At 42.8% G+C, this 23,490-nt stretch carries 18 protein-coding genes, 1 pseudogene and 3 riboswitches; of the genes and pseudogenes, 6 read left to right on the forward strand and 13 right to left on the reverse strand.

Annotated features, from left to right (window positions below):
* The 9 genes and pseudogenes from ACTNES_RS10065 to ACTNES_RS10105 all read right to left on the reverse strand — a co-directional run.
* Positions 1-905 (reverse strand): AAA family ATPase (locus ACTNES_RS10065; protein WP_441039212.1); only part of this gene is annotated, 905 nt, incomplete at its 3' end.
* Positions 902-2,038: an exonuclease SbcCD subunit D gene (locus ACTNES_RS10070; protein WP_291818042.1), complete on the reverse strand. Its 1,137-nt coding sequence runs from the start codon at positions 2,036-2,038 to the stop codon at positions 902-904. The genes ACTNES_RS10070 and ACTNES_RS10065, both read right to left, overlap by 4 nt.
* A gap of 156 nt (positions 2,039-2,194) precedes the next feature.
* On the reverse strand, positions 2,195-2,938 hold the full coding sequence (locus ACTNES_RS10075) for a DeoR/GlpR family DNA-binding transcription regulator (protein WP_291818044.1): 744 nt from the start codon (positions 2,936-2,938) through the stop codon (positions 2,195-2,197).
* Positions 2,939-3,049: 111 nt separating this feature from the next.
* Positions 3,050-3,307: an HPr family phosphocarrier protein gene (locus ACTNES_RS10080; RefSeq protein WP_216459043.1), complete on the reverse strand. Its 258-nt coding sequence runs from the start codon at positions 3,305-3,307 to the stop codon at positions 3,050-3,052.
* Positions 3,308-3,402: 95 nt separating this feature from the next.
* Positions 3,403-4,705: pseudogene (locus ACTNES_RS10085) on the reverse strand (PTS fructose transporter subunit IIABC).
* Between the two features lie 17 nt (positions 4,706-4,722).
* Positions 4,723-5,634: a 1-phosphofructokinase gene (gene pfkB, locus ACTNES_RS10090; RefSeq protein ID WP_441039213.1), complete on the reverse strand. Its 912-nt coding sequence runs from the start codon at positions 5,632-5,634 to the stop codon at positions 4,723-4,725.
* Between the two features lie 365 nt (positions 5,635-5,999).
* Entirely contained in the window at positions 6,000-7,415 is a 1,416-nt protein-coding gene (locus ACTNES_RS10095; protein WP_216459046.1) for an alanine/glycine:cation symporter family protein, read from the reverse strand.
* Positions 7,416-7,552: 137 nt separating this feature from the next.
* Positions 7,553-7,685, reverse strand: a riboswitch (glycine riboswitch).
* 9 nt (positions 7,686-7,694) lie between these two features.
* A riboswitch (glycine riboswitch) is annotated at positions 7,695-7,782 on the reverse strand.
* Between the two features lie 194 nt (positions 7,783-7,976).
* Positions 7,977-9,656, reverse strand: coding sequence for an acyl-CoA dehydratase activase (locus ACTNES_RS10100; RefSeq protein WP_216459047.1), 1,680 nt, complete (start codon positions 9,654-9,656; stop codon positions 7,977-7,979).
* Entirely contained in the window at positions 9,649-10,920 is a 1,272-nt protein-coding gene (locus tag ACTNES_RS10105) for a 2-hydroxyacyl-CoA dehydratase subunit D (RefSeq protein WP_300334623.1), read from the reverse strand. The genes ACTNES_RS10100 and ACTNES_RS10105 overlap by 8 nt, the downstream gene beginning before the upstream one ends.
* 294 nt (positions 10,921-11,214) lie before the next feature.
* On the opposite strand from ACTNES_RS10105, the gene ACTNES_RS10110 reads away from it, so the two are divergent.
* The 6 genes from ACTNES_RS10110 to folK all read left to right on the forward strand — a co-directional run bounded on the left by ACTNES_RS10110 (position 11,215) and on the right by folK (position 18,055).
* On the forward strand, positions 11,215-12,990 hold the full coding sequence (locus tag ACTNES_RS10110; RefSeq protein WP_441039214.1) for an ABC transporter ATP-binding protein: 1,776 nt from the start codon (positions 11,215-11,217) through the stop codon (positions 12,988-12,990).
* Entirely contained in the window at positions 12,987-14,753 is a 1,767-nt protein-coding gene (locus tag ACTNES_RS10115) for an ABC transporter ATP-binding protein (protein ID WP_441039215.1), read from the forward strand. The genes ACTNES_RS10110 and ACTNES_RS10115 overlap by 4 nt, the downstream gene beginning before the upstream one ends.
* Before the next feature lie 115 nt (positions 14,754-14,868).
* Positions 14,869-14,965: riboswitch (THF riboswitch) on the forward strand.
* A 163-nt stretch (positions 14,966-15,128) separates the two neighbouring features.
* Positions 15,129-15,686 (forward strand): GTP cyclohydrolase I FolE, encoded by a 558-nt coding sequence (gene folE, locus ACTNES_RS10120; RefSeq protein ID WP_291804896.1) that lies wholly within the window; start codon positions 15,129-15,131, stop codon positions 15,684-15,686.
* On the forward strand, positions 15,683-16,165 hold the full coding sequence (locus ACTNES_RS10125) for an HD domain-containing protein (RefSeq protein ID WP_300334619.1): 483 nt from the start codon (positions 15,683-15,685) through the stop codon (positions 16,163-16,165). The genes folE and ACTNES_RS10125 overlap by 4 nt, the downstream gene beginning before the upstream one ends.
* 114 nt (positions 16,166-16,279) lie before the next feature.
* Positions 16,280-17,089, forward strand: coding sequence for a dihydropteroate synthase (gene folP, locus ACTNES_RS10130; RefSeq protein WP_300334618.1), 810 nt, complete (start codon positions 16,280-16,282; stop codon positions 17,087-17,089).
* Between the two features lie 114 nt (positions 17,090-17,203).
* Entirely contained in the window at positions 17,204-18,055 is an 852-nt protein-coding gene (gene folK, locus ACTNES_RS10135) for a 2-amino-4-hydroxy-6-hydroxymethyldihydropteridine diphosphokinase (RefSeq protein WP_291818056.1), read from the forward strand.
* Between the two features lie 248 nt (positions 18,056-18,303).
* On the opposite strand, the gene ACTNES_RS10140 is transcribed toward folK, so the two are convergent.
* From ACTNES_RS10140 to ACTNES_RS10155, 4 genes are all read right to left on the reverse strand, one after another.
* Complete coding sequence (locus tag ACTNES_RS10140) at positions 18,304-20,091, reverse strand: aminopeptidase P family protein (protein WP_441039216.1); 1,788 nt, start codon at positions 20,089-20,091, stop codon at positions 18,304-18,306.
* Between the two features lie 135 nt (positions 20,092-20,226).
* Positions 20,227-21,048: an ATP-dependent sacrificial sulfur transferase LarE gene (gene larE / locus ACTNES_RS10145; RefSeq protein WP_291818061.1), complete on the reverse strand. Its 822-nt coding sequence runs from the start codon at positions 21,046-21,048 to the stop codon at positions 20,227-20,229.
* 155 nt (positions 21,049-21,203) lie between these two features.
* Entirely contained in the window at positions 21,204-22,526 is a 1,323-nt protein-coding gene (locus ACTNES_RS10150) for a putative ABC transporter permease (RefSeq protein ID WP_216459054.1), read from the reverse strand.
* Between the two features lie 377 nt (positions 22,527-22,903).
* The gene (locus tag ACTNES_RS10155; RefSeq protein WP_291818065.1) at positions 22,904-23,332 is read right to left on the reverse strand and encodes an AraC family ligand binding domain-containing protein; all 429 of its coding nucleotides are present in this window, start codon (positions 23,330-23,332) and stop codon (positions 22,904-22,906) included.
* Positions 23,333-23,490 lie beyond the last annotated feature (158 nt).

A 23,490-nucleotide genomic window follows, 5' to 3' on the forward strand; every position in this document is an offset into this window, starting at 1 on the left:
GGAAACTGTATTTCTCTTTCTTCCAGAAGTTTCTCTTTTCTGGCTTTTGCATCTGCCTCTTTATGCACTTTTCCGAGAAGCTGGTTCACATTTTCCAGTTTTGTATCTTTTTCTTTTATCTGCTTATTTAAAGCTTTCAGTGTATCTTTATCTGCTTTCAAAAACTGTTCCAGAATCTCCAGACCTTCTTCCAGATTTCCCTCAAACCCATTCTTTTCCATCAATGCCCACTGCTGTCCCAATGGATCTTCTGCAGAATATCTGACCTGTTCCGTATACTGACGGATACTTCTCAGCAGCTCTTTATATGCCTCGTCCAGACCGCCTGCCTCGAATTTTAGTTTCTCCTGGATCACTTTATAAATATCTGTATGGAAAAGTTTTCTGAAAATGTTACTGCGTTCCTCTGTATCAGCCAGAAGCAATTTTCTGAAATCTCCCTGTGCGATCATGGCAATCTGCGTAAACTGCTTCATATCCAGTCCGATCAGCTCTGTAACCGCCTGGTTCACTTCCTTCAATTTCGTCACCGGAGCTCTCCCATCCGAAAAAGTAAGCAACGCCTCCCCTTTCTGGGTGGTCATTCCCGTACCTCTGGTCTTTGGCCGCTCATAATCCGGGCTTCTCTTCACTGTGTACACTGCATCCTTATATTCAAAAATATATTCCGCATAAGTAGGAGTCTCAGGCTTCGCATACTTACTTCTGAGCATGGATGCCTCCCGGACTCCTCCACTGGTCTCTCCATACAGCGCAAACGTAATCCCGTCAAAAATCGTTGTCTTTCCTGCACCTGTATCTCCAGTCACCAGAAAAAGTCCCTGACCTCCAAGCCGTGTAAAATCAATCACCGTTTCCCCTGCATACGGTCCAAATGCAGATAATGTCAGCTTCAATGGTTTCATGCGTGCGCCTCCTTCAGATTCTGGATCAGTTTCTCCACAAACTCTGCCTGCTCTTCTTTCATCGGTTCGTTATTCAGTAACTCATAAAACTCGCTAAACAATTCCAGTTCTGATTTCTGCTCCTGAGCCTCCACTACCTGAACCTCCCGGTTCTCTCGTGTCCGTTTGTTATCATATTCCAAGCGCATCAGATTCGGATAAACCGTGCGCAGCTTCTGCAGTGCTCCCGGCACATCTTCTTCATCTGTCAGGGTGATCTGCAGATAATCTATCTTGTTCTCTGCCGTATAACTCTCCTTCGCCGTCACTTCCATATAAGTTCCCCTCAGCTTACGCATATCCCTTCTCGGAACCAGAGGTACCGTACTGATCTCCACATTCCCCTTCTCCAGAAACTCCACAATTGTCACAGACTTCTTGTGATCTGCTTCCGAAAAAGAATACTTCAGCGGTGTTCCACTGTAACGTAAAGTCTCTCTTCCCATCTTCTGAGGTCTGTGGATGTGTCCAAGCGCCACATAATCAAAATCATCAAACACCTCCGCACTGACATTGTCAAGACCACCCACCGAAGTCTCCTCCGAATCACTCCGGTCTGCTCCCGTCACAAACTGATGCGCCACCAGAATATTTCTCTGTGTCGTATCAATCTCACACTCCTGCAAAGCAGCCATGACACTCTCCTCATAAGTATTAATATCATCTTTCTGCAAGGCATGCCGCACCATCGCCGGTTTCAGAAATGGCAGAAGATATAGTGATATCGGGCCATACTGATCTTCCAATTCAATCCTCTTCATTTCTCCGTCATAAACCTGCGAAATAAAAATATCACTGTTCTCAAACAGCTTTGCCCCAAAAGAAAGCCTCTCTGCCGAATCATGATTTCCGCTGATCATATAAACCGGAATCTTCTCCTTCGCCAGCCTCGTAATAAACTCATCAAACAACTGCACCGCCTCCGCTGACGGCACTGTCTTATCATAAACATCCCCGGCGATCAGAACCCCCTCAACTTTCTGATCCTTAAAAATCCCCAGCATCTGATTCAGAATATATCTCTGATCCTCCAGCATAGAAAAATCATGCACTCTTTTCCCAATATGCAGATCCGCAATATGCGCAAACTTCATCCCACATCTCTCCATTCCAAATTTCATTACTGTCTATCATTTTAGCAAAAAAACATCAAAAAAAGAAGAGTCAGTTCTCATGCCTGACTCTCCCTTTCCATCCTGTCATTTCAATACAGGAAATGAAAAATCTCTTCTATTTTAACATTTAACCAATTAACTTACCTTCAGAATATTTCTGCTCTCCCGATATTCCTCTGGAATATCTTCTGTCAGGATGTGAGCATCCCGGAATTCACCGAAAGTTACGGAACTTACCTGACCGAATTTGGATTCGTCTGCAAGGATATAGGCATCTTTGCATTGTTTCATCGCTGTGCCCTTTACAATTGCTTCGTTGGTGTCCGGTGTTGTGAATCCTTCTCTTCTGGTGATCCCGTTGGTTCCGAAGAATCCCTTTGTGAAGTGATACATCTGAATCATCTGCATTGCCTGACTGCCTACAACTGCCTCTGTGGAACTCTTCAGCTCCCCTCCGATCAGGTAAACGCGGATGCCCATCTTTGCCAGGGTTTGAGCGTGAGATACTGCGTTTGTGACAAAAGTGGCTCTTGTATTCTCCAGATATTCCAGCATCAGACCGGTAGTGGTTCCTGCATCCAGATAGACGAAATCATCTGATGTGATCAGACTGGCTGCATATTTTGCGATTTTTTTCTTTTCTTCCTTGTTTAATTCTGATTTCTGCGCTACAGTAGGTTCGTAAGCCGTTACTTTATGATTTAATGCTACTGCACCACCGAAAACCTTCGTCAGTTTTCCTGCTTTGTCCAGTGCGGTAATGTCTCTGCGTACTGTTGATTCCGACGCATTCAGAAGTTCTTTTAACTCCGTTACTGTAACACTCTTTTTTTCTTCCAGAAGTTTCAGAATAATATCAAATCTCTGTTCTGTCAGCATGTGCTTCTGCCTCCGTTGTATATTTACTCTACTCTGATATCTCATTATAACAGAGACAGGAGATGAATACATCATCTCCTGTCTGTCGTTTCTTATATTCGATTCAGTAAATTACAGGTTTTCCTGCATGAATTTGCTTACTGCTTCATATGCTGCTTCTTCATCAGCACCTTCGATTGTGAATGTTACTTCATGACCTTTCTTAACACCAAGTCCCATCAGTGCAAGAAGTTTTCTGCAGTCTACTTTCTTTCCTTCTTTTTCGATTGAGATAGTGGATTCAAAACCTTTGACCAGTTTTACAAGCTCTCCTGCAGGACGTGCGTGGATTCCTTCGTTGTCTGTGATTACATACTTAAATTCTTTCATTTTGATATCCTCCATGTTCTTTATTATTGCTTTTCTTATTATTATCTGCTGACCTTTTCTATGCCGATAGTGACCAGATAGATATTTCTCACTGCTTATGCTACTTTCTTTTTTAACAGGCCAAGCAGAACTGCGGAGATTACTGTTCCCACAACCAGTGCAACCAGATACATAACTGCGTTTCCAACTACAGGGAATACGAAGATTCCACCGTGTGGTGCCATCAGTGTACAGTTGAATGCCATGGAAATCGCTCCTGCGACTGCGGATCCGATGATACAGGATGGAAGTACACGAAGCGGGTCAGATGCTGCGAATGGGATCGCACCTTCTGTGATAAATGCAAGACCCATAATGAAGTTTGTCGGACCTGCGTTTCTCTCTTCTTTTGTGAACTTATCCTTGAACAGCAGTGTTGCCAGTGCGATCGCACACGGAGGTGTCATACCACCGATCATAACTGCTGCCATAATATCATAGTTGCCTGCTGCAATTGCAGCTGTTCCAAATACATATGCTGCTTTGTTGAACGGGCCGCCCATATCAATAGCCATCATTCCGCCAAGCACCATACCCAATATTACTTTACTAGAACTTCCCATTCCTGTCAAGGCATTGTTCAGTCCTGTATTGATACCACCCATGATCGGCTCTACAATAAATGTCATTAAGAGTCCCATAACAAGGATTCCGACTACAGGATAAATTAAAACAGGTGCAATCTTTTCCAGTGCTTCCGGAAGTTTATCACATAATTTACGAAGACCAAGAATGATATATCCCGCTGCAAAACCTGCAAGTAATGCACCAAGGAAACCAGATTTTCCGTTTGCTGCCATCATACCGCCTACCAGACCAAGTGCAAGTGCAGGTCTGTCGCCGATCGCCATTGCAATAAATCCTGCCAGAATTGGAAGCATGAATCCAAATGCTGTATCACCGATCACTGTCTGCCTTATCAATGATGTCCATAAACTCATCTACAGAAGATGCGTTGCGAAGAGATTCTGTAAATTCTTCATCCATCAGCATCACGGAGAGCTTGCTGAGCACATCCAGGTGAATGTTGTCCTCTGTATTCGGTGCTGCGATCAGGAATAATAAGGTTACAGGTTCGTCATCAAGTGCCTCGAACTCTACACCGTTTTTGATGACCATTGCTGCAAGTCCCGGTTTCTTAACTGCATCACATTTACCATGAGGAATGGCGATTCCCTCACCAATACCTGTCGTACTCTCTTCTTCTCTTAAATATACCTGTTTACGATAAGCTTCACGGTCGCTGATCTTTTCACTCTTTACCATCAGATCAACTGCCATATCCAGAGTTTCTGACTTTGTTTTTGGAGCAGCTGTCAGCGATACGCTCCGTCTGTCAAGCAGATCTGTTATTCTCATCTCTTCTTCCCCCTTTATTATTTTTCGGTTACCTGGCGATAAACCGCTTCAATTTCTTCTTTTGTTGCAAGATTCTCAGAAAATGCACTTGCACTTCCTGCTGCAATTCCCATATGGAATGCATGCTCATAATCTTTCTTTTCCATCCATCCGGCTACGAAACCGGCTACCATGGAATCTCCGGCACCTACACCATTTACCAGTTTGCCTTTTGGTGCGGGTTCTTCAAATACCTGTCCGTCCTCTGCTACCAGAACTGCACCTTCGCCTGCCATGGAAATCAGCACATTTCTTGCACCTTTTTCCTGGAGTTTCTTTCCGTACGGGATCACATCTTCTCTTGTCTTTAATTCCACACCGAAGATCTCACCCAGCTCATGATTATTTGGCTTTACAAGGAATGGATGATATTTCAGGACATTGACCAGAAGATCCTTTGTCGCATCCACCACGATCATCACGCCCTTTCCATCCAGTCTTGCCATGATCTGTTCATACATATCGTCCGGCATGGAAGATGGAATACTGCCTGCCAGGAAAAGTACATCACCTTCACCAAGTCCGTCCAGCTTCTTCATCAGTTCTTCTACTTTATCCTTGCTGATCACCGGTCCTGCACCATTGATCTCAGTTCCGTCGATAGATTTCAGTTTAAGATTGATCCTTGAAACTCCTTCGCTGATCTGAATGAACTCAGATCTCACTCCCATTTCCTGTAATCTGCGGATAGTCTCTTCTTCCACAAATCCAGCTGTAAATCCAAGTGCTGTGTTCTCAATCCCCAGATTCATAAGAACTGTAGAAACATTGATTCCCTTTCCGCCCGGAAGCATCAGCTCTGAACTTGTTCTGTTTGTCAGTCCCAGTTTAAAATCATCTACTGAAACGATGTAGTCCAGAGACGGATTAAAAGTTACTGTGTAGATCATCTCTTCTTTCCCTCCCGTTTATATTATCATGTCTTTCTTGCATGTTCGTGACTGCCTTTTGTTTATGGTCTTAGTATACAGTCATATTCATTCAAAGTCAATCAAACTAATTCATAAAAATGAGGATCGTTTTTGGTTGAGATTGCACAAAAATCGGCCGGAATTTTTCTGTTTCCGTTCAAACTCAGTCATTTCTTTTCATAATTCAATAATTTGCTCGCAAATCTAACGGACATTCACAAACTGCATTCACCACCTGTCCATAACTATTTATATCCAAACAGAAAAAATCCTCTGACCTGGATATTAACTCCACAATCAGAGGATTCTCTGTTTTCTGTTATTTTATTACGTTTTATGATTCTTTACATTTTGTGCTTCTCTGCTGCAAAGAATTCTTTTGTTTCTTTTACGATCACTCCGCTCAGTGCAAACAGTGCGATCATATTCGGAATTGCCATCAGTCCGTTGAAGATATCTGCGATGGTCCATACTGCACTTACTGTCATATACGGTCCGATAAATACTGCCAGAATGTAAAGCCAGCGATATGTAAAGATTGTTTTCTTATGTCCGTGTGTCAGATATTCCAGACATCTTTCACTGTAATAATCCCATCCAAGGATTGTTGTAAATGCGAAGAATACCAGACAGATCATCAATACAAATGCGGAAACCTGTCCAGGGATCGGAAGTCCGTGCTGGAATGCATAGGTAGTTACCTGAACACCTTCCAGACCTTCTACCTGCCATGCACCTGTCAGTACAATGGAAAGACCTGTCATTGTACAGATTACAATAGTATCAATGAATGTACCTGTCATACTTACAAGACCCTGACGTACAGGCTCTTTTGTCTGAGCTGCTGCAGCTGCGATCGGTGCACTACCAAGTCCGGCTTCGTTTGAGAAAATACCACGGGCAACACCTTTCTGCATAGCAACGATCATAGTACCTACCATACCACCTGTTACAGCGGATGGATTAAATGCTCCTTTGACAACTGTTACGATTGCTGCAGGGATTTCTGTAATATTTAAAAGAATCAATGCAACACTGAAGATCAGATAAATAACTGCCATAAACGGTACAATAATCTGGCTGACTGTTGCGATTCGTTTCAGACCTCCGATCAGGATCGCTGCAACACATGCTGCAAGGATCAGAGAAGAAATTACAACTGCCCAGGAATATTCTCCAAGGAACGGGATATTTACACAGTTTGATTTGTTCGGGTCAAAGAAGTTCTGAACTGCACTGGAAATACCATTTACCTGGCTGAATGTACCGATTCCGAAAAGACCTACGCATACACCAAAGAATGCGAAAATTTTTGCAAGCCATTTCCATTTCGGTCCCATACCTTTCTCAATATAATAGAAAGGACCGCCAAGGCTGTGACCATCTTCTGCTACCACACGGTATTTAACTGCAAGAAGACCTTCGGAAAATTTTGTTGCCATTCCAAAGAATGCTGCAACGATCATCCAGAATAAAGCGCCAGGGCCACCTGCACAGACAGCAGTTGCAACACCGACGATATTACCGGTACCAATAGTAGCACTCAGTGCTGTACATAAAGCTGCGAAACTTGAAATCTCACCGTCGCCTTCTTCTTCGTTCTTAAACATCCATTTCAGTGCAAGGGGGAGTCTTCGTATCTGAAGAAGTCCAAGTCTGGCAGTTAACAGAATACCACCTGCCATGATCAGGATCATAAGGGGCACGCCCCAGACGAGATCGTCTACAGTAGATAAAAATGAATTGATCGCTTCCCACATAATAATAAATCTCCTTTTTCTTTTAAAAAGTGTAATATATTGTACAGCTGGGAAACAAAGTAATAACAGACCGTTTCAGAAATTAGAAAGTTCAGAAAATACTGTCCATATATTCCATATGGATCAGCGGGGATGATAAAGCATCCTCTGTCCTTTTGCCTGAGAGATTCAAGACACGGGTCAGATAACCATTTGTCGGCGGTTATATGATAGTCCATGTTATTTGCACCTTCGGCCCCCGATCTAACGGGTGTCTCCAGAGAAACGATCCATTTGCAGTTCTTCCCTGCGTCCAGGGAACCTGAGAGTTTTACTCCTTCGGCGGGTATAGCCTTTTGTGCGGCTTCCACTTTCCTGCAAACTTCACCTCGTTAATTTGCTGTTACTGTGTTATACTATAGCTCCTAATTTTGAACTCGTCAATAGAAAATTAAACTTTTATAAAAAAAGTATAAAATATGGAAATTTTTTTCATTCCATTTATGAATTCTTTATAGTCAAGCGGATATCATCTTATCTTTCTAACCCGTGCCGGTAAATATCAGACTAAATTAAAATTATTTACGCATTTACCATATCAGCTGCAAACAGCGCAGCACCAAGTGCACCGCAAAGCTGCGCTTTATCACTGATCACCAGTTTTGTGCCAAGTTTTTCTTCCAGTGTCTTTACCAGCCCCTTGTTCTTGGAAACACCGCCGGTCATCATAAACTTTTCTTCTCCGCCTACACGTCTGGTAAGAGCTGCAGTCTTTACAGCAACCGCTTTATTCAATCCATGAACAATGTCATCTGTCGCTTTGTTCTGTGCGATCAGGGATACAACCTCTGATTCCGCAAATACTGTACACATACTGGAAATTGTAATATCTTCTTTGAATTCCAGACCACACTCACTCATCTGATCCAGGCTCATTTCCATTGTACGTGCCATCATTTCCAGAAATCGTCCGGTACCTGCCGCACATTTATCATTCATAACAAAGTTTGCAACCGCACCATTCTCATCCAGACGGATCACCTTACTGTCCTGCCCGCCGATATCAATAACTGTCCGCACTTCCGGATTCAGGAAATGAGCACCTCTGGCATGACAGGTGATCTCTGTGATACTCTTATCACCATTCTTAATAGCAGTACGTCCATATCCGGTGGTAACCAGCGCATCAATGTCTTCTCTCTGCAGATCGGCCTGTTTCAGCGCCTCTGCCAGCGCACGGTCTGCACCAATAGCAGCACCTGCACCTGTAGGCAGGATAATGCTGGTAACGATTTCATGTTCTTTATTCAGAATTACCACATCTGTACTTGTAGAACCACTGTCAATTCCTGCAAAATAACCTTTTCCCATTTTTCTCTCTCCTTTTGTGTCAACCTCTATGGTCTGCTCCAGTTTCTCAGGCTGAATACTCTCTGCAAAAGCCTCCAACCTGGTAAGAAGCTGACCGCTGCTTTGAATGGTATAATCTGATTCGATTTTTAAAAGCGGTACATCTGTATGATTCTTAATATCCGCATATTCAAAACTATAGAAATCGCAGAATTTCACTGTATGATAAATAATTCCCGCAACAGACGGATCATTATAAAGTTTCTTACGGCCTGTCGGATCCATCATACGCATACATGGAATCTGTCCCAGAATTTCCCCTGCATACCAATCCATCAGTTCATCAAAGGAAGCAGTCTCCGGCGGAAGCACATTTCCTACAGAGCGGTTATGTACACAGGTATCATTCTCTACAGGAAGAGGCATAGCCTTACTGGTCATTTCAAATAATTCCTGTCCCATTCTCGCTCCGAGCACTGCAATATGAGGCTTTGTAATTTTCTCAGGGGCATGAAAGGCAGTTCTGAATTTATCTGTATTAAATTCTGTACCTTTATACTTTGCATAAGCTTTTGCCAGCCCTTTCAACTGTACTGCCATTCGCTCCCTGCTGCAGGCACTGTCACAGTGAAGCACATCCAGAATATACAGGAAATCCAGCTTACCGCTCTCCAGAAGAATATCATATACACTTCGGATCGTATCGCAGCAGCTTACCAGAACAAGCTCCCTGATCTTTCCCTCCATAACTCCTTCCAGAAGCGTTTTTCCAAAGCCGCAGATATTCGGATGAGAAACCTGATCTGCAAGGTCAAAGCCATCCGGCATATGGTTAAAATTCTCACATTCCCCGCCAAGAGATTCCAGAAGCTCGACCGGGGTATATTTACAGACATAGTATGTTTTATTCATTTTCCGCACCTCCCAGCATTTCCAGAAAAGCTCCCAGTCTGGTGGATGTCTGTCCCTCTCCTCCGTGGCTTCTGTCACAGCCGTCACCATCCAGGATCAGAAGCGGTAAGCCTGCCTCCTCAAATTTCTTCTTCGCAAGCTGTGCAGCACCAAGCGTATGTTTACATCCCCAGTGACCAAACCACACTGCTCCGTCTGCTCCCGCCTGTTTCGCATGGCGGATTCCTGCTTCGATTCTTCTCAGTGCACTTCCGTTCAGTGAATGATATACCATTCTTCTGGCCATAGCTTCAAATGGTTTCTCCGGATCAAAATCCGGCTCACAGGTTTCTGCCAGTTCACATCCCACAATCTGGGCTTTCTCGCTGAAGCAAAGTTCCTGACGAACTGCATCAGACCAGAATGGAATCGTATGCATCCAGTAAATATGTTTGCCTTTCGCTGCAGGTGCTTTCTTAATATCCTCAAGAAGCATCTGTGTATATTTCTCCTCTTCTGCTGTTCCAAGCAGGATATTATTTGTCATTCCTGCATACAGCGGAGTAACCAGATCAGACGGCACATATCTGTCCGCACGCATCTGCTGATATTTTTTATAATTCTCCAGAGTCCGCCTGCTGCATGCAAGACGGTTCTTCAGTGCATCTTCAGAGATTGTTTTACCTGTATTTTTTTCCAGAAATGCTTTTAACTCTTTTAACTGATCTGCCACATATTGCACATTCTCCTCATTCTGCTGCCACGGCACATCAATGGCAAATGCTGGCACCTGGTAAAAATCGGCCAGTGTACGGAATGTCAGCAGGTTAGCATCACAGGTTAAATTGGTATAAACAATACATTTCGGCTTCGGCAGCAGCCCTTTCTGTGCTGCGCCAAGGAATATCTTGTGATAACTACACAATGTCTCGGCAATCCCCTGATTCTCTGCCTGCTGCAGAAATGCTCTCTCTGCTTTGCTCGCAGAAAGATAACAGGAAAATCCTTCTACATTATAAGGATGTAATCCCACCTCCTGCATCATTTCGCAGGGTGTAAAAATACTTACAATAACAGAATCCTCCGGTTTCTGAAGTGGACGCAGCATGGTATCCATCATCAGATTTGCAAGATGTCTGTCTGCGGGCATCAGTCTTTTATCCTGCATAAAGCGGAATTTCAGGTTCTGTGCCTCCCATCCCGTTTTTAACAGCCAGCGGGCGGATTCCGGCTTTGAGTTAGTCAAATTTTCCACATAATGACCAAATGTCTCGATAATCTGCATAGTCTTCTTCCTCATTATGGTTATCATAATTTATCAGTTTTCAGCGCATATTTTTCAATAGAAAGAAACAATTTCTATTATAACGTTTGATATTCAAAATAAAATAGCGCTATCAAATATTTTAGTGATATCTTTTTTTGAAGTCAAGCTGAATTTTCTCCAAAATTTACCTGTTTTTGTACATTCTTCTTGACAAAAAAGTCTCAAATGGTACACTTTTGGTTGTATTATTTTTCAGAAAAAAGAAGTAATATAATATAGGAAAGATTTTTTAGGAAGGGAAGGAATTTAAAAATGCGTTCATTAGCAGTTTATTTAAAAAACTACAAAAAAGAAAGCATTCTGGCGCCATTTTTTAAATTTCTGGAAGTTGTATTCGACCTGATCGTGCCGATCATCATCGCACAAATCATCGACGTCGGTATCGCAAACCACGACAACGGATATATCATCCAGAGATTTTTTATTCTTATTTTAATGGCAGCCTTCGGTCTTACCTGCAGCATCACGGCTCAGTTCTTCGCAGCCAAAGCCAGCGTAGGATTTGCCACCAAATTAAGACAGGCAGTTTATGATCATGTTCAGCGTCTGTCCTTTACAGAACTTGATACTCTCGGAACAGACACACTGATCACCAGACTTACCGATGATATCAACCAGGTTCAGAATGGTCTGAATATGGGACTTCGTCTTCTTCTTCGAAGCCCGTTCATCGTACTGGGATCCATGGTCATGGCGTTCACTATCGACTTCAAATGCGCACTGGTCTTCGCTGTTGCTATTCCATTTCTGTTTCTGGTTGTCTTTGTCATCATGTTTCTCAGTATCCCGCTGTTCAAGAAAGTACAGGGAAAACTGGACGCTGTTACATGTCTGACAAGACAGAACCTGACAGGTGTGCGTGTGATCCGTGCATTCTGCCGTGAGAAAGAAGCAGTTCAGGAATTTGACACCCGTAATGACGAACTGACAAAGATAAACCTCTTTGTCGGAAGACTTTCTGCTTTGTTAAATCCTGTTACTTATGTACTGATCAACATCGCAACGGTTATCCTGATCCAGAAAGCCGGCGTTGAAGTAAACTTAGGCAGCATGCAGCAGGGACAGGTTGTTGCCCTGTACAACTACATGGCTCAGATGATCGTCGAACTGATCAAACTTGCATCCCTGATCATCACCTTAAACAAATCCGCAGCATGTGCAGGACGTGTGACAGATATCCTGAAAGTAAAATCTACCATGGATTATCCAACAGCTACTTCTGCTTCCGCTGCTTCTTCTGATGATGCAGTTGTATTTGATGATGTCACTTTCGAATACAGCGGAGCCGGAGCGCCAAGCCTTTCACATATCAGCTTCTCTGTTAAGAAAGGTCAGACAGTTGGTATCATCGGCGGTACAGGAAGCGGTAAAACCACTCTGGTCAATCTGATCTCCAGATTCTACGACGCAACCAAAGGAACTGTACTTCTGGATGGTCAGAATATCGAGAATTACGAAAGAAATGACCTCCGTTCCAGAATCGGTGTTGTCCCGCAGAAAGCGGCCCTCTTCAAAGGCACGATCCGTGACAATATGAAGTGGGGACGTGAAGATGCCACTGACGAAGATCTGTGGCAGGCACTTACTACCGCTCAGGGAAAAGAAGTCGTAGAAGGTAAACCAGGTCAGCTTGATTTCGAGTTGGAACAGAACGGCAAGAATCTCTCCGGTGGTCAGAAACAGCGACTTACCATTGCCCGTGCTTTGGTAAAGAAACCAGAGATTCTGATCCTGGATGACAGTGCCAGCGCTCTCGACTTCGCAACAGACGCAGCACTGCGTAAGTCTCTCAACAGACTTGACTGGAATGTAACTACTTTTCTGGTATCCCAGAGATCTTCCAGTATCCAGCAGGCAGATCTGATCCTTGTTCTCGACAATGGAAATCTGGCAGGCAAAGGTACTCACGCTGAGTTACTACAGACCTGTGAAACATACCGCGAGATCTATTTCTCTCAGTTTCCTGAAGAGAGGGCAAAATATGCCTCTGCACCTGCAGGTGGTATGATGACGGAGGTGACAGTATGAGCCAAGTAACAGCAAAAAATACATCAAAGGGAAAAAGCTCTGAGACCTTTTTCAAAGTACTGCGCTTCATCGGAAGATACCGTTTCCTGCTGATCCTCAGTATCGCACTGGCAGCAGTTTCTGTGGTTTTGCAGTTATATGTCCCAATCCTGTTCGGTAATGCCATTGATCAGATTGTTGCCGAACATCAGGTTAATTTCGAAATGATGTGGTATTATCTGTCACGTATCCTGGTAATGGTTATTCTTTCTTCTGTTGCCACATGGCTGATGAATGCCATCAACAACCGTATGACCTACCAGACAGTAAAAGATATCCGTGCAAAAGCAATCCGCCATATTCAGAAGCTTCCGCTCTCTTACCTTGACGGACACAGCACCGGTGATATCATCAGCCGTGTAATTGCAGATGCAGATATTCTTTCAGATGGTCTGCTGCTTGGATTTACTCAGCTGTTCTCAGGAATCGTAACCATCATCGGAACACTGATCTTCATGTTTTCCAAGAACTTCTGGATCACACTGATGGTCATTGTCCTGACACCATTAAGCTTCCTGGTAGCAAAATTTATTTCCTCACATACCTTCCAGATGTTCCGGAAACAGAGTGAAGCCCGTGGACGCCAGACAGCTCTTATCGAGGAAATGATCGGAAACCAGAAAGTTGTTCAGGCTTTTGGATATGAAGATAAATCTTCTGAGCGTTTCGCAAAACTTAATGAAGAATTACAGGACTGCAGTCAAAAAGCAGTTTTCTACAGCAGTCTTACCAACCCTTCCACACGTTTTGTAAACAATGTAATTTATGCATGTGTAGCACTTGTAGGTGCTTTTATCATTCCGGGAGGCAGACTGACAGTCGGCGGTCTTTCCGTACTTCTCTCCTATGCCAATCAGTATATGAAGCCATTCAATGATATCAGTTCTGTTGTCACAGAGCTTCAGAACGCACTTGCATGCGCAGGCAGAATCTTTGATCTGCTTGAAGAAGAACCGGAAGTTGCAGAAGCTTCTAACACACTGGAAAATGTAAAAGGTGAAGTGGATATCAAGAATGTATGCTTCCATTATGATGAGTCAAAAAAACTGATCGAGGACTTCAATCTTCATGTAAAACCTGGTATGCGTGTTGCTATCGTAGGGCCCACCGGATGCGGTAAATCAACCTTTATCAACCTTCTGATGAGATTCTATGATGTAAATGCCGGTTCTATTTCCGTTGACGGTAAACCAATTAAAGACATTACCCGTCATTCTCTGAGAAGCAGCTATGGTATGGTGCTTCAGGAAACATGGATCAAAAACGGAACCGTCCGTGACAATATCTCTATTGGAAAACCGGACGCTACAGATACTGAGATCATCGAAGCAGCCAAGCTTACCCATAGCTGGGAATTTATCCAGCGTCTTCCTAAAGGACTGGATACCATGCTTAACGAGGACAGCTTAAGTCAAGGACAGAAACAGCTTCTGTGTATCACACGAGTTATGCTCTGCCTGCCTCCGATGCTGATTCTGGATGAGGCTACTTCCAGTATTGATACCAGAACAGAATTACAGATTCAGGAAGCATTTGAACGAATGATGGAGGGAAGAACAAGCTTTATCGTTGCTCACCGTCTCTCCACGATCCGCAATTCAGATCTGATCCTTGTTATGAAAGACGGAAGTATTATTGAACAGGGTACACATGATGAACTGATCGCGAAGGGCGGCTTTTATCATACTCTGTATAACAGCCAGTTTGCTAAGGTTTCTGAATAATCGCCCTTCAGCAACAAGTTCTTTTCATTACCAGTTGAAATAAATTTCCAATAATGTCAAAAAAATCTTTTCTATTACTGTATGACATGATATACTGGTGTTGAAATGAATGATATGCAAAATAGGATTTTATGCGTCAAGTGTTCGGTGAATGGGGAGTTGTCACTGAAACGAAAAGTACGTCTTACGGTATATTATCCGCACCCGTTGCAAACAATATAAGAGGATATCTCATATTGTGTTAGGGAATGTTTTCGACATACATTCTATCACAATTGGAGATATCCTTTTTTGTGTATCAAACCTGAAGTGCACGCCCAAAAACTGATTAAAAGGATAATCTCCATTCTACAAATACAAAGGAGGTTATTTTTAATGGTTGACAAACAAAAAATCGAGCAGGCAGTCCGTCTGCTTCTGGAGGGAATCGGTGAAGATATCACACGGGAAGGGCTGGTCGATACTCCCGACAGAATTGCCCGTATGTGTGAAGAAATTTACGGAGGTCTCGGTCAGGAGGCAGACCAGCATTTATTAAAACAATTTCCAGGGGAAAATAATGAAATCGTACTGGAAAAAGACATTACTTTTTACTCTATGTGCGAGCATCACCTGATGCCTTTTTATGGAAAAGCTCATCTCGCCTACATCCCTGACGGCAAAGTTACCGGTTTAAGCAAACTGGCACGTACCGTAGAAGTTTATGCCAGAAGACCGCAGATTCAGGAGCGCCTTACCGTCCAGATCGCAGATGCTCTGGAACGCGCCCTGAATCCAAAGGGAATCATGGTAATGCTGGAGGCAGAACACACCTGTATGACCATGCGCGGAATCAAAAAGCCTGGAAGTAAAACGATCACTACCGTAACCCGCGGCGCATTTAAGGAAGATAAGGAACTGCAGAAAATGTTCCTTTCCATGGTAAAAGAATGAATACCGATTTCTTAGATATGGATCGTATCAATCAAATCTGGCAGCATCCTGTTTATCAGGAACATTATAAAAAAATACAGGAACTTGAGAATGACCGCATTTTCTGCCGTCATACTCCGGAACATTTTCTGGATGTTGCACGGTTAATGTATATTTATGCGCTGGAAGAACATATGGATCTGTCCAGAGAACTGATCTATGCCACAGCTCTTCTTCACGATATCGGACGTGCAGAACAGTATCTGCATGATATTCCCCATGATATTGCAGGTACGGAAATCGCACGGGAAATTCTGGCAGACCTGAATTTTACAGAGCAGGAAAAAGAACAGATCCTGTCTTCCATCGGTCATCACAGAAAAGGAGATTCCTGCAATACGCTTGCAGTACTCCTTTATAAAGCAGACAAAAAATCCAGAAACTGTTTTTTATGTTCCGCTGTTTCTGAATGCTACTGGTCCAGCGAAAAAAAAATATGAAAATTGAATACTAGAGCGTGTTTGAAAAATCATTCCCACAAATTGTGACGCACATCTTGTTCAAACATGCTTTAATCCTCTACATAACCATAAAAGAAAGGATGGTCCCTGCTCATGAAAATTGGAAACCGTTTATTTGATACTCAAAATCAAACTTACATAATGGGAATTTTAAATATTACTCCTGACTCCTTCTCGGACGGCGGCAAATGGAATCACATGGATGAAGCTCTGAAACATACAGAAGCAATGATCGCTGATGGAGCAGATATTATTGATATCGGCGGCGAATCCACGCGTCCTGGCCATACACCGGTCAGTGCCGACGAAGAAGCTCAGAGAGTCCTGCCGGTTATCGAGGCTGTCAGACAACGTTTCGACATTCCTATTTCTGTAGATACTTTTAAAAGCAGTGTTGCTGAAAGTTCCATCCAGGCAGGTGCTGATCTGGTCAACGATATCTGGGGATTAAAATATGATCCGCAAATGGCATCCGTAATCGCTAAATATGACGTTGCCTGTTGCCTGATGCACAACAAATCCAACACAGAATATCAGAACTTTCTTATAGACATGCTCTCAGAAACCCAGGAGTGTGTCAATCTTGCAAGACAGGCCGGTATTAAAGATGAAAAGATCATGCTTGATCCAGGTGTTGGTTTTGGAAAAACATTTGAAATGAATCTGCAAACTATGAACCATCTTGAACTTTTTCAGAATCTGGGATTCCCGGTTCTCCTCGGCACCTCACGCAAATCCATGATCGGACTGGCACTGGATCTGCCTGTTGACCAGCGCGTGGAAGGAACTCTGGCCACCAGCGTGATCGGCGTAATGAAGGGATGCTCTTTTGTCCGTGTTCATGATGTCAAGGAAAACAAACGTGTCATTCAGATGACAGAAGCAATCTTGGGACGCAGATAATTACTGATCACGGTGCACGAAGTGAACAATAACATTTACTGACCTATCACACTTCCATAAAATATTGCAATTAAGACAGTAAATATAAATAACTTACAGAAAGGACTTGCTGTTATGGATGAAACCAGATTAGATAAAATAGAGATTAAAGAACTGGAAATTTTTGCAAACCATGGAGTATATCCAGAAGAAAATGTTCTGGGACAGAAATTCGTTATCTCTGCCACACTTTTTACCAGTACACGTCGGGCAGGATTAACCGATGATCTGACTGCTTCTATCAACTATGGCGAAGTCAGCCATATGATCACTGATTTCACCAGAAAACATACTTTTAAGCTTCTGGAAGCTCTTGCAGAGAATCTGGCAGATATGCTCCTCTGTTCTCTTTCCGGACTTGAAAAGGTTACTCTGAAAATCGAAAAGCCATGGGCACCGGTTGGACTTCCCCTGAAAACGGTATCTGTGGAGATCACACGAAGATGGCATACTGCTTACATTGCTTTTGGTTCCAATATGGGAGATAAAAAAATGTATATCGACAATGGAATTCGTGGTCTGGCAGAAACCAAAGGATGCCGCATTGAAGCAATTTCCGATTATCTCATCACAGAACCTTACGGTGTTACCGAACAGGATGAATTTTTAAATGGAGTTCTGAAACTGCGTACACTCCTTACTCCTGAGGAATTACTTGGACGACTGCATCAATTAGAGCAGGCAGCAAACAGAGAACGTATCATCCGCTGGGGACCAAGGACACTGGATCTGGATATCCTGTTTTACGATCAGGAAATCATTGATACTCCAGACCTTCATATCCCACATATTGATCTGCAGAACCGCGATTTTGTCCTTGTGCCAATGAGCCAGATTGCTCCATATTTGCGACATCCTGTATTAAATCAGACGATTTCTCAGCTCCTGGATCATCTTCTTAACAAATCTGAAAATGCAAAAGAATAAAACCTGTCAGGCAAAATTTAAATAACCAGGTAAATGCTCTTAGCCGCCTGATAAAGTCAAAACAGTCCCCGAAATTTCAAAAGATTTCGGAGACTGTTTTTTGTTCTGTCATTTCACAGTATATTTACATCGAAAAATATTCTTCTGATCATGAAACAATTTTGTTATCCGGCTCATGCGAATAACAACATTCTCTTCGCTATGTGGCTCTGCATCGAATAACTTGATCCGCTTCGTAGCTGATTCGGTTAAATCGCACGTGTGGCTTCTTTCAGCCATGCTTTCTCATCTTCATCCAGATACGGAGAAATCTTTTCATATACCTGCGCATGATAATTATTAAGAAGTTCTCTCTCATGTGCGGTCATCTGCTCCGGAACCACGGCATCAAGGTCAAATGGAACCATAGTCAGGAATTCGAAGCACATAAACTGTCCATACTCTGTTTTCTCAGCTTTTTTGCATACGATCATGTTCTCATGGCGGATTCCAAATCCGTCTTCTACATAGTATCCAGGCTCATCAGATGTGATCATGCCCTCTTCCAGAACTGCATTGTTTCCCGGAACGACTTTCCATCGGACACTGTTTGGTCCCTCGTGAACATTAAGCAGATAACCTACTCCATGTCCTGTTCCATGATTGAAGTCCTTTCCCAGTTCCCACAGCGGACCACGTGCCAGACAATCCAGATTCACACCTGTACATCCATAACGGAATTTCGCATTTCCCAGATTCAGCATACCACGTAAAACCGCAGTGAAAAATTTCTTCTGCTCATCTGTTACAGGTCCCATAACAATGGTACGTGTGGTATCTGTAGTACCTTCATAATAGTTTCCGCCTGTATCTGCCAGCAGGAAGCTTCTCGGCTCGATCGGGATATCGGTCTCCGGTGTTGCTGAATAATGGTTGATCGCAGCATGAACTCCATAGGAAATGATCGGATCAAAGCTGTTGTCAATAAAGTTCTCCTGCTGTGCACGGAAACTGTACAGCTTCTCCTCTGCACTTAATTCGGTCATCGGAATCTTGCCTACATTTTTCTTTAACCAGTAGATAAACTTTGTAAGTGCCACACCATCTCTGATATGTGCGATACGTTCATTCTCCACTTCTACCGGATTTTTGATCGCTTTTGGAAGAAGGGTCAGGTTCTCTTCATCCAGAATTTCAACCTCTGCCGGGATATTGCTTACCAGGCGGCTGTTTGCTTTCTGTTTGCAGAGAAGAACTTTCATATCTTTTGCAAATGTTTTTACATATTCGTAGATGCTGTCATATGGAAGAAGAGTCACGCCGTCTTTTGCCAGAGCATCCAGAACTTCTGCCGGAAATGCCTTCTCATTGGCAAACAGCTTAATCTCTTTCTGAGTCATTACCAGATAAGACAGGACAACCGGGCAGCAATGTACATCTCCGCCACGGATGTTTAACAGCCATGCGATATCATCCAGAGAAGTCAGGACAAAGGCATCTGCTCCCTTTTCTTCCATTGCCTTGCGGATCTTTGCGCATTTATCTGCGCGGGATTCTCCTGCCCATTTTACATCCAGTTCCATCACCGGCTCGCAGGAAAGTGCCGGACGGTCTTCCCATACCTCTCCTACCAGGTCATAATCTACAGAAAGGGAAGCGCCTTTCTTTCCGAGTGCTTCTGACAGCTCGGATGCCTCTTTTGCACTGATGGTCCTTCCGTCAAATCCAAGGCACATGCCTTCTCCTAATTTTTCTTCCAGAAACTGATGTATTGTCGGAACTCCCGGCTCTCCCATCTTAAAAAGATCTACACCTGTTCCCTCTAACTGTGCGGCTGCCTGAATAAAATAACGTCCGTCCGTCCACAGACCGGCCATGTCCTGCATGATCACTGCCGTTCCCGCAGAACCGGTAAAACCTGTGATATATTTTCTGCATTTGAAATATTCTCCTACATATTCAGATGCATGAAAATCATCTGTCGGGACCAGATAAGCATCGATCTTTTTTTCTTTCATGCGTTCCCGAAGCGCGGTAATTCTTTCTTTTACTGTCATTGCATTTTCTCCTTTGCATACCTCTATAGGCATGAAAAGGGCGGCCACATAGAAATGCAGCAGCCCTTTTCTCTATTTAACAGTGTAATGATATCTGAGATATTTGTCAACTGATTTGTCGGTGTATATCCCGCCTTAAAGAGTCTTTTTATCGTTTTTGTCAAGTGTCTCGTTCATGCTTCCCATACGATATCCAAGAATATCCATTGTCACATAAGTAAATCCATACTCCTTAAATTTTTTCGCGATATCCTCACGGACATTCTTCTCCAGAAGTTTCGGAAATTCCTCCGGCATAATCTCGATTCTTGCAAGTAATCCGTGAATACGTACACGAACCTGATGGAATCCATGATCAAGTAAAAGCTGCTCCGCTTTCTCAACCATTCCAAGTTTCTCTTCGCTGATGGTCTCGCCGTATACAAATCTGGAAGACAGACAGGCAAAGGACTGCTTATCCCATGTAGGAAGTCCCAGTTCTTTAGAATACTCTCTGATCTCTACTTTCGTCAGCTTCGCTTCACGTAATGGACTCTTAACACCAAGTTCCTTTACTGCGATCAGACCTGGTCTGTAATCGCCGTTGTCATCCATATTGGAACCTTCTACAATATATGCAATTCCATTCTCTTTCGCAATATCCCCGATTTTCTCAAACAGTTCTTTCTTACATAAGTAACATCTGTTTGGTGGGTTCTGGGAAAATCCCTCAATCTCCAGTTCTTCAGACTGGCAGATCACATGCTTAACGCCCTCTTTCTCACAGAACGCTTTGGCTTCGTTCAATTCTCTTTTCGGAAAAGAACAGGACTGCGCTGTGATCGCGATTGCCTTATCTCCCAGTACATCATGAGCTACTTTTAATAAGAATGTAGAATCTACTCCACTTGAGAAAGCAACTGCTACGCTGCCAAGCTCTTTGAGGTATTCTTTTAAATGTTCCAGTTTATTTTCCATGGTGGTTAACCTCCTGATTATTCTTCCTTTTGTTATTTCGATTAATCATATCATTAAAGTAGGGTTTAATGTCAAGAGTATTTTTGCTATATCATTTCCCTGAAGCCATAGTCAAGCGGATAAAATCATCCGCTTCGCTACTTCATTCGGTTAAATTACTGTAAATCTGTCTTTTTATGCGTGGATTTCGCCTTCGGATAAATCTGTTTCATTCTGGCATCGTCGAAGTGTGTATCCACCCACTGTTCTATCTGATTTTGTGCTTTAACGCCCTGTGCACGCTGGTCATAGCGTATCAGTGCTACAGAAGAAACAATAATGTTACAACACATAAAGACAGTCAGTATCCAGGTAATGATTTTTCCTGGTTTTACAGGTATTTTTTCAATTAAACCAGAAAGAAGAGGATATGCTTTCTTAAACCATACAACTGCTGCAATCCCCCAGAAAAAGCAGTACAGCAGATTAATTCTTCCTCCCAGATTAAACGGCAGTTTACTGTAATCCCAGAATACCTTTCCAAAGAAGATTTCTGTAAATACACTGCACAGATACTCATAAGCTCCTCCCAGAAAAGTACCTGTCAGAAAGAGAAAGCTCTCACTGCGGTCTTTATATTTATACAAAAACCAGGTAACAAGCGCAAGTGCCAGTCCCCACACAATACTGAATGGTCCCCATACCAGACTGCTCCGGCTCATCCAGTAACCCATTGTAATCCGGCAGAAAGCTGTTTCAATAATATCTCCCAGAAATGCCCCTATGATAAATAACAGCATCAGTTTATAAAAACCACAGCCCTGTGCAAAAACATTCTCTGCTGCCGTGTTCTCTGCTGACTGCATTTTCTGCACTTTTGGATAGGCTTTGTGGATTCTTCGTTCAATCCAGTCTGTAATCCATAAAGTCAGATGTCCGCTTACTTTATCAAGCTGTTCATTCGCCGCCGCACATTGTTCCAGATATGGTCCTTTTTTTATCAGTAAAAGATATGAAGCCGTAATATCTACAATCATTAATATGATCAAGACCAACAATACAATATGTGATAATACGGATGGAAAAACAGATAACAGTTTCCATGTCAGCTTATTTCCCCACCTGACCACTATGTATCCAAAAATGCCCCACAAAGCAGATGCCGGCAGACAGATATATCCATCCAGATTCCATTTAACCCCGGAATAGTCCCACCATCTCTCCTTAAACGCCTTTTCAATCAGGTGGCCTCCAACCCACTCCATCACTGTCGCATAGATCATCGAATACCAGAACAGCCAGAACCCCGTCAGTTCCTGCAGACCAACGGAAATGATCACCGCTGTAATTCCATACATTACACAAAATGGCCCGTTCACAAGACCTCGGTTAGAAAACTTACGTTGCTTCAAAGTAGCTGTCACCGTCTCCAGAACCCACCCCAGAAACGAATAAACAAAAAACAGCCAAAGCAACTCATAACCGGAAAAAATGTTCATTTGTAAAATAACTCCTTTTTCTATTATATCTGGACTATTTCCAAACACCACTTTCTCTCTATTATACTGTCTGTTATATAATTCAGCAATTCATTTTTACTTGTTTCCTGTCAGTTTGTTTACTTTTTCTTTGTGTCACAAATTACTTTAAGGCTTTTTACATTTCTTTTAGAAAAATTCAGCAGATAGAATCTGTATTCCTACCCTGAAGGGATTAAAATATATATCAAACTGATATATTGGAGGACAACGGTATGAGCGTAAATTACAGAGCTGAACTTGTAGACATCCATCGGATTTTCACCGGATATCACTGCAAAACCAGATATTGATTACGGTACCGTAACCGACCAGATGACTGTATGTGACGTAGTCTTTCATCCCGCAGAAACAGAATTTTTAAAAAGCTGTGCCGCCCATGGCGCAAAAACCGTAAACGGTCTCGGTATGCTCGCATGTTCATAAAGAACATTCTTTGAAAACCCTGGAAGTTCCCGTCTTCCTGTCACTTCCTCTGCCAGATCAAGCATAATACTCTTAGAAATATTAAATCCCCGGTAATCAAAAGTTCCATCATCACTTTGAACGCAAGCATGATTATCTCCAGGATTAAAAAGGACTACATTCCCACACTCTATGCCATACTCTTTATTCCGACAAGATAAAGTCCGCTGTCCTTTTTCAACAAACCCTATCACATAATGCTCATGAAAATGATTCGGTAAGGGCTGCGCAATTCCCTCAAAACGATAAGCTTCAATCCGAAGTTCCTCATCATACACTATTGTCCGTATTTCTTTTTTCATGTTACTTTCTCTCCTCTTTTCCGTGTTTTATTTTATTCCTAAGGCATTAGAAAGTCTTGTAAAATATCTTCAGATTGTTCAAAATATTTCGCCATTTTATTTATCCATAGAAAAAAGCTCCGAAAACCTCATAATCACTAGAAAATAAAGTGCTTATG

The sequence above is a fragment of the Blautia sp. HCP3S3_D9 genome (assembly GCF_052063845.1).
Classification (GTDB): Bacteria; Bacillota; Clostridia; order Lachnospirales; family Lachnospiraceae; genus Blautia_A.

Bases quoted from the DNA above. Each gene is read 5' to 3' on its own strand.
- ACTNES_RS10070 (WP_291818042.1), bottom strand. From the start codon at position 2,038: ATGAAGTTTGCGCATATTGCGGATCTGCATATTGGGAAAAGAGTGCAT.
- ACTNES_RS10075 (WP_291818044.1), bottom strand. From the start codon at position 2,938: ATGCTGACAGAACAGAGATTTGATATTATTCTGAAACTTCTGGAAGAA.
- ACTNES_RS10080 (WP_216459043.1), bottom strand. From the start codon at position 3,307: ATGAAAGAATTTAAGTATGTAATCACAGACAACGAAGGAATCCACGCA.
- pfkB (WP_441039213.1), bottom strand. From the start codon at position 5,634: ATGATCTACACAGTAACTTTTAATCCGTCTCTGGACTACATCGTTTCA.
- ACTNES_RS10095 (WP_216459046.1), bottom strand. From the start codon at position 7,415: ATGTGGGAAGCGATCAATTCATTTTTATCTACTGTAGACGATCTCGTC.
- ACTNES_RS10100 (WP_216459047.1), bottom strand. From the start codon at position 9,656: ATGAATAAAACATACTATGTCTGTAAATATACCCCGGTCGAGCTTCTG.
- ACTNES_RS10105 (WP_300334623.1), bottom strand. From the start codon at position 10,920: ATGCAGATTATCGAGACATTTGGTCATTATGTGGAAAATTTGACTAAC.
- ACTNES_RS10110 (WP_441039214.1), top strand. From the start codon at position 11,215: ATGCGTTCATTAGCAGTTTATTTAAAAAACTACAAAAAAGAAAGCATT.
- ACTNES_RS10115 (WP_441039215.1), top strand. From the start codon at position 12,987: ATGAGCCAAGTAACAGCAAAAAATACATCAAAGGGAAAAAGCTCTGAG.
- folE (WP_291804896.1), top strand. From the start codon at position 15,129: ATGGTTGACAAACAAAAAATCGAGCAGGCAGTCCGTCTGCTTCTGGAG.
- ACTNES_RS10125 (WP_300334619.1), top strand. From the start codon at position 15,683: ATGAATACCGATTTCTTAGATATGGATCGTATCAATCAAATCTGGCAG.
- folP (WP_300334618.1), top strand. From the start codon at position 16,280: ATGAAAATTGGAAACCGTTTATTTGATACTCAAAATCAAACTTACATA.
- folK (WP_291818056.1), top strand. From the start codon at position 17,204: ATGGATGAAACCAGATTAGATAAAATAGAGATTAAAGAACTGGAAATT.
- ACTNES_RS10140 (WP_441039216.1), bottom strand. From the start codon at position 20,091: ATGACAGTAAAAGAAAGAATTACCGCGCTTCGGGAACGCATGAAAGAA.
- larE (WP_291818061.1), bottom strand. From the start codon at position 21,048: ATGGAAAATAAACTGGAACATTTAAAAGAATACCTCAAAGAGCTTGGC.
- ACTNES_RS10150 (WP_216459054.1), bottom strand. From the start codon at position 22,526: ATGAACATTTTTTCCGGTTATGAGTTGCTTTGGCTGTTTTTTGTTTAT.
- ACTNES_RS10155 (WP_291818065.1), bottom strand. From the start codon at position 23,332: ATGAAAAAAGAAATACGGACAATAGTGTATGATGAGGAACTTCGGATT.